Genomic DNA, 12,141 nt, shown 5'->3' with positions numbered 1-12,141 from the left:
GGGGAGCAAAAATGGCGGTTATTTCTTATATAGATGCAGTTACATTAGCGATCAAGGAAGAAATGGAAAGAGATCCGAGAGTTTTTGTTCTCGGGGAAGATGTAGGTAAAAAAGGTGGAGTATTTAAAGCGACTCAAGGTCTATACGACCAGTTCGGCGAAGATCGTGTCATTGATGCTCCATTGGCTGAATCGGCAATCGCAGGCGTTGGGATTGGTGCGGCTATGTACGGAATGCGCCCAATCGCTGAAATGCAGTTCGCCGACTTCATCATGCCAGCTGTGAACCAGATTATATCGGAAGCTGCCAGGATTCGTTACCGATCCAACAATGACTGGAGCTGTCCGATGGTTATCCGTGCACCTTATGGCGGTGGAGTCCATGGTGCCCTTTATCATTCCCAGTCTGTGGAAGCAGTTTTTGCAAACCAGCCTGGCTTGAAAATTGTTATGCCTTCAACTCCGTATGATGTAAAAGGATTGTTGAAAGCGGCAATCAGAGATGAAGATCCAGTATTGTTCTTTGAACATAAGCGTGCTTATCGCTTAATCAAAGGCGAGGTTCCAGAAGATGATTATGTTCTTCCAATCGGGAAAGCTGATGTTAAGCGTGAAGGTGAAGATATTACTGTCATAACTTATGGGTTGGCAGTCCACTTTGCGCTTCAGGCTGCTGAAAGGCTTGCCAAGGATGGAATTTCAGCGCATATTTTAGATCTTCGCACTGTATATCCGTTGGATAAGGAAGCGATCATTGAAGCTGCATCGAAAACTGGGAAGGTCCTTCTTGTGACTGAAGATAATAAAGAAGGAAGCATCATGGGTGAGGTTGCTGCTATTATTGCGGAACATTGCTTGTTCGAGTTAGATGCGCCGATCAAAAGGCTGGCTGGTCCTGATATTCCAGCAATGCCATATGCGCCAACCATGGAAAAGTACTTCATGATTAATCCTGATAAGGTCGAAAAGGCTATGAGAGAACTTGCTGAATTCTAATATTATTCTATCTGAAACTGAATGAGTCGGAGAAGGAGGGTCAACCTTGGCTATCGAACAAATCAAAATGCCCCAATTAGGCGAGAGTGTAACGGAAGGAACAATCAGCAAATGGCTTGTTTCCGTTGGGGACAAAGTGAATAAATATGATCCGCTTGCAGAAGTGATGACTGATAAGGTCAATGCTGAAGTACCATCTTCATTTGCTGGAACGATCAAGGAATTGATTGCAAGTGAAGGAGATACATTAGCAGTAGGGGAAATCATCTGCACGATCGAAATAGAAGGAGGAGGCACTGATAAAGCTCCTGAAACATCTGGAGAAGCAGTGTCTTCTGCTGGGGATGCAGCTCAAGCACCTGATGTTGTGAATGAAGGAAGCAAAACTAGATATTCTCCAGCAGTGCTGAAGCTTTCACAGGAAAATAACATCGATCTCTCCCAGGTTAAAGGCAGCGGTGCAGGAGGCAGGATTACCCGTAAGGATTTGCAGAAAGTCATTGAGTCTGGCAATATTCCACAGGTATCTGCTGCCAAGCCAGCTGAAAAATCAGAAGCTGCACCGGTTCAACCGGCTGCTTCACAGCCTTCAACCGAAGCGCAGCCAGCCGCAGTTCAATCTGCACCTGCCCCATCTGTCCCTGTAGCTGCAGGAGACATCGAAATACCGGTTACAGGAATCCGCAAAGCAATTGCGGCTAATATGCTTCGAAGCAAGCATGAAGCGCCGCATGCCTGGACAATGGTGGAAGTGGATGTCACAAATTTGGTTGAATACAGAAATTACATCAAGGATGATTTCAAGATAAAAGAAGGTTTCAATTTAACGTTCTTTGCCTTCTTTGTAAAAGCAGTTGCTCAGGCGCTCAAGGAATATCCGCAGATTAATTCCATGTGGGCTGGAGATAAGATCATCCAGAAAAAAGATATCAATATTTCTATTGCTGTTGCTACAGATGATGCATTATTTGTGCCTGTTATCAAAAACGCAGACGAAAAAACAATCAAAGGTATTGCTCGTGAAATTACTGAGGTTGCCCAGAAAGTACGCACTGGCAAACTCCGCTCAGACGACATGCAGGGCGGTACATTTACTGTCAATAATACTGGCTCTTTCGGTTCAGTCCAATCTATGGGAATCATCAACTATCCGCAGGCTGCCATCCTGCAGGTTGAATCCATCGTTAAGCGTCCGATTGTAATGAACAATGGCATGATTGCTGTCAGAGATATGGTGAACTTATGTCTCTCACTTGATCACCGTGTACTTGATGGACTTGTTTGCGGCCGTTTCCTTCAGAGAGTAAAAGAAATTCTCGAGCATACTTCTAAAGAGACAACGTCAATTTATTAATAGCTCTTTTTTACACTTGCAATATTATGCGGGAATATGTATGACCCACTATAAATAATATTAAAAGCCGCTGCTCGGTTAGCAGCGGCTTTTATATTGAGTTGCACTTCGTTGCTAGAACAGCCATCGTGTACTAAAATAAAGAGGGAAAGAAAAATGCGAATTTTATTGCAATTTATGTATGAAGGGGGGCAGGCTGTCTAATAAAGTGGACAGTTGAATAATGACCATTGAAAACATGAAAGCTACGAAATTTAATAATGCTTCATTGGAAGATTGGCGGGAAAAAGCGTTAGCATCGTTAAAAGGAAAACCAATCGATACTCTTTATACAAATACATACGAACAATTTATGCTCAAACCGCTCTATACACTGGAAGATATCATCGAGGATCCGATTGCTGATATTCCAGGGAAGGGAGATTTCAGGCGTGGGAATGATCCACTAGGCTATCAGTCGAGACCATGGCAAATCGCAAACCGTTTAGCTTATACAAACCTGGAGGAACTGGAAGAAAAAATATCAGCTGCTCTAGCAAAAGGGCAAACAGCTGTCTCGTTTGAAGTGAGACCGGTATTGTTTGCAGATAGCAAAAAGTTAGTGTCTTTTTTTGAGAAATTCAAAAGTGATTATCCATTCAGCGTTGACGCCGGTTACCTTCAGGCGCCATTGCTTGCTGCTTTAATTCAAGCGAAAAATAAAGCTGAAACGGATATGAACATTACAGGTTTTGTCGCTGTTGATCCAGTTGCAGAAGCGAGTTTATCAGGAGCACTGCCAATAGAAGAAGAACAGTTCTTTAGCGAGTGGTCAAGAAATCTAGAAGAAGCAAATAAACTTTTGCCTGGCTTGAAAACTGTTTTAGTGAACACTTCACCCTATCATAATAGCGGTGCAAATACTGTTCAGGAACTTGCAATTGCCATTTCAACTGGTGTTTATCTTCTGCAAAAATTAATGGATCGAGGCTGGAAGCTGGAGAAAGCGTTATCAAAAATGATCTTCCATTTTGCGATCGGCTCCAATTTCTTTATGGAAACAGCAAAGCTAAGGGCTGCCCGTCTTTTATGGAATAAAACAGTTGAGGCATTTGGAGCAGGAGAACAAGAACGTAAAATGGAAATTTCAGCAGAGACATCTTTGTTCACGAAAACCGTTTTTGATCCATACGTAAATATGCTTCGAATTGGCAATGAAGCTTTTGCAGCTGTTCTTGGCGGAGTACAGTACCTTCGAACTGGAACATTCGATGAAGCTTTAGGGCATGGTGATACGTTTTCTGAGAGAGTGGCCAGAAATACTCAGCTAATCCTGAAGTCCGAAGCGCATTTGGAAAAAGTTGCTGATCCGGCAGGTGGATCATGGTACATTGAATCTCTTACCAGGCAGCTCGCAGAAAAGGCATGGGAGTTTTTCCTCGAAATTGACAGCAAGGGTGGAATAATGGAAGTCCTCAAAATTGGCTGGCTGCAGGAGCAGATCGACCAAATTGCTAAAGAGCGCGAAAAAGACATTTTTAAGCGCAAAAAAAGCATCATCGGAACCAATGTATATGCAAATCTCTCCGAACATTTCAGTGAACAGGCTTATGCAGAGATTGAAAGAGTCTTTAGCGATAAAACGCTCGCTGATTTCATGGCAATGTTCTCTGCTGGGAAACCTTTATCTAGTGGAATAGTACAATTGAAAACAACTAGAAATTTTAGCCCTTTAATACCGAAAAGATTATCGGAACCATATGAAAAATTGCGATTCAGGGCAGAAAAACTCACAAATGTAACTGGTATGAAACCTTCGATCGGTTTAATCTGTTTAGGGGAACTGAAAAAACATAAAGCAAGAGCAGATTTTATAACAGGATTGCTTGCCGCCGGCGGGATAGACTCTGTTAGAAGCGGTGAGCTTAAAGATTCTGCGGCTGCCATCGATTTTATTAACTCTAAGAATATTTCACAATATGTCATTAGCGGAGATGGTTCGGATTATGCAATACTCGGGCCTGAACTTGTAGATGAGATAAAAAAACAGCATCCAGAAGCAAAGCTTTATTTAGCAGGTTTGCCTGATGGGAATGAAGCAGATTGGAAGGCAGCTGGGATTATAGACTTTATTCATCTAAGAAGCGATGCGTATCAGATTCTATCTTCATTGCTTCATGATATGGAGGTGAGCTCACATGCAAAAGCCTGATTTTGCAAAAGTTAGATTGTTTGGGAATGAAAAGCCAGTAAACAAAGAGCAAATTGATCGTGAAATCAGCCAAACGATAGATGCTTTGTTATTCGAGACAAATGAACAAATTAAAGTGAAGCCAGTTTATACAAAAAAAGATACAAACGCAGCAGAGCATCTTGACGGCAAACCTGGATTACCTCCGTATACGAGAGGACCGTATCCAGCCATGTACGTCAATCGTCCCTGGACTGTCCGGCAATATGCTGGATTCTCGACTGCCGAGGAAAGCAATGCTTTTTACAGGCGGAATCTTGCAATGGGACAAAAGGGGCTGTCCGTTGCTTTCGACCTGGCTACACATCGTGGCTATGATTCGGACCACCCTCGTGTTGAGGGAGATGTCGGCAAGGCAGGAGTAGCGATCGATTCAATTTTGGATATGAAAATTTTATTCGATGGGATCCCTTTGGACCAAATGTCTGTTTCAATGACAATGAACGGGGCAGTATTGCCGATCATGGCATTTTTTATTGTTACAGCGGAAGAACAAGGAGTAACACAGGATAAATTGTCTGGAACCATCCAAAATGACATTCTCAAGGAATATATGGTGAGGAACACTTATATTTATCCTCCAGAAATGTCGATGAAAATTATTGCAGATATCTTTGAATATACGTCAAAGTACATGCCTAAATTCAATTCAATCAGTATCTCAGGCTATCATATGCAGGAAGCAGGAGCACCCGCTGATATCGAATTGGCTTACACCCTTGCTGATGGCTTAGAATATGTGAGGACAGGCCTGAAAGCAGGAATTGATATTGACTCGTTCGCACCAAGGTTGTCATTTTTCTGGGCAATAGGCATGAATTATTTCATGGAAGTAGCCAAGATGAGAGCAGCCCGTTTCATCTGGGCAAAAATGATCAAAACTTTCAATCCTGAAAATGAGAAATCTATGGCGTTAAGAACTCATTCGCAAACATCCGGATGGAGCCTGACAGAACAGGATCCTTATAATAATGTCATCCGCACCTTGATTGAAGCGCATGCAGCTGCAATGGGCCATACTCAATCGCTCCATACGAATGCACTGGATGAAGCAATTGCATTGCCAACTGATTTTTCTGCAAGGATTGCTCGCAATACACAACTGTTTCTTCAGGAAGAAACCGGCATTACTAAAGTGATCGATCCCTGGGCAGGCAGCTACTACGTCGAGAGCCTGACTGACTCGCTGATCGAACGTGCATGGAAGCATATTGAAGAAATTGAAAACCTTGGAGGCATGGCCAAAGCAATTGAAACAGGCCTTCCAAAAATGAGGATTGAAGAAGCGGCAGCCCGGCGCCAGGCACAAATCGATTCTGGAAAAGAAACGATCATCGGGGTCAATAAATATAAGCTTGATAAAGAAGATCCACTTGAAATCCTGGATATTGACAATACTGCTGTCCGGGCAAAACAAATCGAAAGGCTTAAGAATTTAAAAGAAAATCGTGATAATCAAAAAGTTGAAATCGCGTTGAAGGAACTTACAGATGCGGCCGAAACAGGGGAGGGCAATCTCCTGGAACTGGCAGTCAAGGCAGCAAGGGTGCGTGCTTCTCTTGGAGAGATTTCCGATTCGATTGAAAAGGCAGCAGGCCGGCATAAAGCGATTATTCGGTCAATCAGCGGCGTTTACAGTTCTGCATTCACTAATGAAGAAGAGATAGCCGAAGTGCAGCAAATGACAGAGGAATTCCTTGAAAATGAAGGAAGAAGACCGCGTATTATGATTGCTAAAATGGGTCAGGATGGTCACGACCGCGGTGCTAAAGTCATTTCAACCGCTTTTGCAGACCTGGGTTTTGATGTCGACATCGGTCCATTGTTCCAAACTCCTGAGGAAACGGCAATCCAGGCTGTCGAGAATGACGTCCATGCGATTGGAATCAGCTCCCTTGCAGCAGGACATAAAACGCTGCTTCCACTGCTAGTAAAGGAATTGAAGAAGCTGGGGCGTGAAGATATTGTCGTCATAGTCGGCGGTGTTATCCCGGCACAGGATTATGAATTCCTGTATGAAAACGGCGCAAGTGCGATTTTTGGACCAGGCACTGTTATTCCAGCAGCGGCCCAGAAGGTTTTGAGAACAATCTATGATCGCCTGGGCTACGAGGAAGTGTCCGAATAATGGCAGACGAGAAAAAGCCTGAATGGTTCGATCCGGAAAAGGCAGATTTCTTTTCGAGTATAGTGAAGCCAGGAGTGACTGACACAGGAGTGTCCAGCAAGGTTAACACGGGAAAAACAGGGCGGTTCGTAAAAAAAAGCAGTGCCGCTAAGCTTGATCCCTCAAAGCTCGCCGACGAAATTAAAAGTGGAAGCAGAACTGCACTGGCAAAGGGAATCACCTTGATTGAAAGCAATGCAGAGCAAGATTTTCATGCAGGGCAGTATCTGCTGCAGCTGCTTCTGCCAGATACAGGTTCTGCGGTAAGAATAGGGATCACAGGTGTGCCGGGAGCTGGAAAAAGTACCTTTATTGAGAGCTTTGGAACCTATTTATGCAGCCTAGGACACAAAGTTGCAGTCCTGGCTGTCGACCCAACTTCAAGTTTGACCGGAGGGAGCATCCTGGGGGACAAAACAAGGATGGAAAATCTTGCAAGAAATCCCCTGGCATTCATCCGGCCTTCTCCTTCAGGAGGAAAGCTCGGTGGGGTCCATCGAAAAACCCGTGAAACGATGCTTGTTTGTGAAGCTGCTGGCTTTGATGTGATTCTAGTCGAAACTGTAGGGGTAGGCCAAAGCGAGGTAATTGTCAGGAATATGGTCGATTTCTTCATGCTCCTCGTTCTCACCGGTGCTGGCGATGAACTTCAAGGTATGAAGAAGGGAATAATGGAGCTGGCAGATGCTGTTATTGTTAATAAAGCAGATGGTCCAAATGAACAAATAGCGAGGAAGACGAAAGAAGAATATAACCGTATCCTCCATTTTCTACAGCCTGCCACAAAAGGCTGGGAGACAGTCGCTTTGACCTGTTCCGCTTTGCATAACAAAGGCATGGAGGAGGTTTGGCATACCATTTCAAACTTTGAAAGCTGTACAAAAGAAAGCGGCGCCTTTTCTGACCGTCGACGAAGCCAGGCAAAAGAGTGGCTGAACGATATGGTTATTGACCAATTGCAGGCGAATTTCTTTCAACATCCAATGATAAAACTCATGCTCCCTAAGGTGGAAAACGAAGTCATTTCAGGGAGCAGGCCTGTAGCCTCTGCTGTTGAAGAGTTGTTCAATGCCTATTTCAATTCAAAAAAATAGGCTGCCCAGCGGCGGACAGCCTGTTTCTTTCATTACTTTCAAAAAAAGTGGACAACGGTAATTATGCCGTTGTCCTTCATCTAGGGAGTTTAGGGGTATGGATCTAGCTGTATTGATACATTTCCCTGAATACGGAAGAGTTAAACATACTTTGAAAATTTTTATTTAATTGTTATCATATAACCATGTACTTGATAGATTCCAGCAGAGGAGAGATAATTTATATGAGCATGGATTTCAATTTTTTTATGAATGATGTTGTCCGTCAAGCACGCCAGGAAATAGTGGCAGCAGGATATTCAGAACTGACGACAGGTGAAGATGTAGAACAGGCATTAGCAAAAGAGGGAACAACACTTGTGATGGTCAACTCCGTGTGCGGATGTGCCGGTGGCATTGCACGCCCAGCTGCGGCGCATTCCCTCCACTACGATAAGCGTCCTGACCATCTAGTAACCGTTTTTGCTGGACAGGATAAAGAAGCAACTGAAAAAGCAAGAAGCTATTTCACAGGTTATCCTCCTTCATCCCCATCTTTTGCCTTGCTGAAGGATGGAAAGTTAATTACCATGATCGAGCGCCATGAGATTGAGGGACATGATCCTATGGCAGTGGTAAATAAACTTCAGAATGCATTTGAAGAATATTGTGAAGAAGTATAATTTAATTTTGAGAATCCCATACTATTTGGGATTCTTTTTTTGTTTTTTAATTTTATATTTAAAAATATTATTGCATAAATATGAGTATGTGTTAAAATGCATTATGTTGAATATTTATTATCAATAGATCTTACTTGAAAAGCTATAAGGTTTCAGATAATAATATATTTATTGATTTTAAAAATATAAAATTTTCTAAAAGTTATAGGAGGAAAACAAGTGAAAAAGGCATTATCTATTTTTATGATCAGTATTTTAATTATGGGTGTTTTGGCTGCTTGCGGCACATCATCAAAAGAAAAAGAAGAAAATGCAAGTGGCAACGGTGAAGAAAAGAAAGTGTTAACAATGGGTACTTCAGCAGATTACCCTCCATTTGAATATGTTGAAACAGCTAAGAGTGATGAGATCATTGGTTTTGATATTGACCTTGCAAACCTGATCGCCGGGGAACTTGGCTATAAGGTTGAAGTTAAAGATATGGATTTCAATGGTCTAATTGGAGCAATTCAGGCAGACCGTGTTGATTTTGTTATGGCTGGTATGACGCCTACTGAGGAGCGCAAAAAAAGCGTAGATTTTACAGATGTTTATTATACAGCTAAGCATATGATTGTTTCAGCAAAGGACAGCAACATCAAGTCAATTGAAGATCTGAAGGATAAGACAGTTGGTGTTCAGTTAGCTTCTATCCAGGAAGGCAAGGCAGAAGAAATTGGCGAAACAGTAAAAATTAAAGTGGAAAAGCGTACAAGAATCCCTGAATTGATTCAGGAAATCAAGGCAGGACGTATTGATGCAGCCATTATCGAAGATACTGTGGCAGAAGGCTACTTCAAGAATGATAAGGATCTTTCAGGTTTCACTATTGAAGAAGAAAGCGAAGAAGATGCAGGTTCTGCCATTGCATTCCCTAAGGGAAGCAAGCTGACAGATGAATTTAATAAAGTACTTAAAGAAAAAATGGAAAATGGCGAAGTGGAAAAGCTAGTTGTTAAATGGTTTGGCGGAGAGAAGTAAGAATAAAAAACAGGCGTTCAGAATGGTTATGTCTTCTGAACGCCTTTCTCCTTCATGAAATAGATAGAGAGGGTTGTTAATAATATGAATCTGGATTTCACCGCCATCCTCCCTTCATTGCCATATATATTAAAGGGAATCGGCGTAACTCTTAAAATTGTATTGGTTGCAGGCCTACTTGGTTTTGCATTTGGCATTATCCTTGCCATATTCAAAATCAGTTCATCAAAGGCTTTGAATTGGTTTGCTGATCTTTATACTTCGATTTTTCGTGGTACTCCGCTCATCCTGCAGCTGATGATCATTTATTATGGCGCACCACAAATAATCGGCTTCGAAATTGCCGCTTATACAGCAGCTGTCGTTTCATTCTCTTTAAACTCGGGAGCATATATTTCTGAAATTATCCGTGCGGGAATTTTAGCTGTAGATAAAGGCCAGAAGGAAGCAGCCATGGCACTAGGCGTTCCTAACAAACGAATGATGTGGGATATCATCCTGCCTCAGGCAATGAAGAATATCCTGCCAGCATTGATGAATGAATTCATTACCCTTACAAAGGAATCTGCGATTGTTACGGTCATCGCAGTAGATGATATTATGCGCAGATCATATATTGTCGGCGGTGAGCAGTACAGATTTTTCGAGCCGTTGATCTTTGCAGGCCTCATTTATTATCTAATGGTCATCTCCTTGACATTTATCGGCAAGGCAGTTGAAAGGAGAATGAGACAAAGTGATTAAAGTACAAAATCTTCATAAATCTTTTGGCAAGCTGGAGGTTTTGAAGGGCATAACTACTAATATTGAAAACGGCGAAGTAGTTGCGATCATTGGACCTTCAGGGTCAGGGAAATCAACCTTCCTTCGCTGCATGAACTTGCTTGAACAGCCAACTAGCGGCCAAATTTTTATTGGCTCGGAGAATGTTACCGACAAGAAAACAAATATCAAGAAAGTCCGTGAAAATGTTGGAATGGTATTTCAGCACTTTCACTTGTTCCCCCATATGACGGTGCTGCAGAACGTGACATATGCACCAATCAAAGTGAAGGGCATGTCAAAGGTGGAGGCTGATAAGCACGGTCTAGCACTCCTCGATAAGGTCGGACTCTCCGAAAAGTCAAATGAATATCCAAACAGACTTTCAGGAGGCCAGAAGCAGCGTGTAGCGATTGCACGCGCGCTGGCAATGAACCCTGAAGTAATGCTTTTTGATGAACCAACCTCTGCACTTGACCCGGAAATGGTTAAAGAGGTGCTTGAGGTTATGAAGTCCCTTGCTCATACGGGTATGACAATGGCAATTGTCACACATGAAATGGGATTTGCCCGTGAAGTTGCGGACAGAGTATTGTTCCTTGATGGCGGTGTGCTGGTTGAGGATGCTCCGCCTGCAGAATTTTTTGGCAGTCCGAAAAGCGAGAGAGCAAAAGTGTTCCTTGAAAAAATGCTCTAGAAAGCAAGCGTTGCTTTTGTAATGCTTTGCCTTTCTGCTAAACTAGAGGGTGACCATATCTTATAAGGTATGGTCATCTTTTTGTTTTATTATGTCTGGGTCAGGATAAGGCCCAGTGTAATTGCCGCTTAAGCATTCTATATTAGGAGAAATAAAGGTGAAATTTAGAATAGGCTACCGCACATTAAAAACAGCGCTGGGCACAGCAGCATCCATTATGATTGCCCAGTATCTCGGATTCGGGAATTTTGTATCTGCAGGGATTTTGACGATCCTTTGCATCCAGGTTACTAAGAAACGGTCACTTCAGGCATCTTGGCATCGGTTCCTCGCCTGTATCATCGCTATGATATTTTCAGCCATTTTCTTTGAAGGGATTATGTACCATCCACTTGTCATTGGGCTGCTATTGCTCTTTTTTATTCCGACGGTCGTAGTGGCTGGCGCCAAAGAAGGTGTCGTATCCAGCAGTGTCATCATCATGCATATTTATTCGGCTGGAAATGTAACTTCCGTTTTGCTTTTGAATGAACTTGGGATTATCACGATTGGCATCGGGGTTGCCTTGATCATGAATTTTTACATGCCCAGCGTTGATAATAAACTTGAAGAATACCAGCGGGATATAGAAAGGCATTTCAAGAAGATTTTCAGCGAAATCGCCATCTACATAAAGAATAATGACAGCAGCTGGGATGGCAGAGAATTGACCGAAACAGCAAGATTGATTGAGAAGGCAAAGGCTCTTGCACTTCTGGATGTGGAAAATAATTTTTTAAGAGATGAAAATTTATATTATCAATATTTTAGAATCAGGGAAAAACAATTCGAAATTATTGAACGGGTGTTGCCCTCTATTACTTCGATTCCACGACAAGTTCAACAAGGAACCATGGTAGCAGAGTTTGTTGAGACTCTTTCAAAAGGAATCAATCCTGGCAATACAGTATTATTCCATCTTGAAAAACTGATGAGAATGAAGGCTGAATTTGAGAATATGGAACTTCCAAAAACGAGAGAGGAATTTGAGTCGCGTGCAGCACTGCTGCATTTTGTCAACGAGATGGAGCAGTTCCTTTTATTGAAAAGGTCCTTCAAGGGATTAAAAACAAGTCACAATGGGCATGAAAAGGAAGCATCCGGGGCAACCTAACAGAAAT

Annotated in this window: 10 protein-coding genes; all 10 read left to right on the top strand. The window is 42.5% G+C overall.

All coding sequences use genetic code 11. The features are described from left to right. Window positions 1–11: 11 nt before the first annotated feature. The 10 genes from AABM38_RS16185 to AABM38_RS16140 all read left to right on the top strand — a co-directional run bounded on the left by AABM38_RS16185 (window position 12) and on the right by AABM38_RS16140 (window position 12,134). A complete protein-coding gene (locus tag AABM38_RS16185; protein ID WP_207499925.1) occupies window positions 12–995 on the top strand; it encodes an alpha-ketoacid dehydrogenase subunit beta in 984 nt (327 codons plus the stop codon). A gap of 46 nt (window positions 996–1,041) precedes the next feature. Next, window positions 1,042–2,349, top strand: coding sequence for a dihydrolipoamide acetyltransferase family protein (locus tag AABM38_RS16180; protein ID WP_423407338.1), 1,308 nt, complete (start codon window positions 1,042–1,044; stop codon window positions 2,347–2,349). A 223-nt stretch (window positions 2,350–2,572) separates the two neighbouring features. Then, window positions 2,573–4,540, top strand: coding sequence for a methylmalonyl-CoA mutase family protein (locus AABM38_RS16175; RefSeq protein WP_423407337.1), 1,968 nt, complete (start codon window positions 2,573–2,575; stop codon window positions 4,538–4,540). Continuing rightward, window positions 4,527–6,707: a methylmalonyl-CoA mutase gene (gene scpA, locus AABM38_RS16170; RefSeq protein WP_423407336.1), complete on the top strand. Its 2,181-nt coding sequence runs from the start codon at window positions 4,527–4,529 to the stop codon at window positions 6,705–6,707. Before AABM38_RS16175 ends, scpA begins: the two co-directional genes overlap by 14 nt. Continuing rightward, entirely contained in the window at window positions 6,707–7,840 is a 1,134-nt protein-coding gene (meaB, locus tag AABM38_RS16165; RefSeq protein WP_423407335.1) for a methylmalonyl Co-A mutase-associated GTPase MeaB, read from the top strand. The genes scpA and meaB overlap by 1 nt, the downstream gene beginning before the upstream one ends. A 224-nt stretch (window positions 7,841–8,064) precedes the next feature. Then, the gene (locus AABM38_RS16160) at window positions 8,065–8,502 is read left to right on the top strand and encodes a BrxA/BrxB family bacilliredoxin (protein ID WP_423407334.1); all 438 of its coding nucleotides are present in this window, start codon (window positions 8,065–8,067) and stop codon (window positions 8,500–8,502) included. A 219-nt stretch (window positions 8,503–8,721) separates the two neighbouring features. Then, window positions 8,722–9,522: a transporter substrate-binding domain-containing protein gene (locus tag AABM38_RS16155; RefSeq protein ID WP_423407333.1), complete on the top strand. Its 801-nt coding sequence runs from the start codon at window positions 8,722–8,724 to the stop codon at window positions 9,520–9,522. Window positions 9,523–9,606: 84 nt separating this feature from the next. Next, window positions 9,607–10,266 carry an amino acid ABC transporter permease gene (locus AABM38_RS16150; RefSeq protein WP_335375809.1) on the top strand — a complete coding sequence of 220 codons (660 nt, stop codon included), beginning with the start codon at window positions 9,607–9,609 and terminating at the stop codon, window positions 10,264–10,266. After that, a complete protein-coding gene (locus tag AABM38_RS16145; protein WP_423407332.1) occupies window positions 10,259–10,981 on the top strand; it encodes an amino acid ABC transporter ATP-binding protein in 723 nt (240 codons plus the stop codon). The genes AABM38_RS16150 and AABM38_RS16145 overlap by 8 nt, the downstream gene beginning before the upstream one ends. Window positions 10,982–11,138: 157 nt before the next feature. Further along, entirely contained in the window at window positions 11,139–12,134 is a 996-nt protein-coding gene (locus AABM38_RS16140; protein WP_423407331.1) for an aromatic acid exporter family protein, read from the top strand. The last annotated feature ends 7 nt before the right edge of the window (window positions 12,135–12,141 follow it).

It is taken from the genome of Heyndrickxia sp. MSNUG, assembly GCF_049532715.1.
Taxonomy (GTDB): domain Bacteria; phylum Bacillota; class Bacilli; order Bacillales; family Cytobacillaceae; genus Mesobacillus.
The sequence above is the reverse complement of the archived record's forward strand: the minus strand, read 5'-3'. Positions and strand labels throughout refer to the sequence as shown.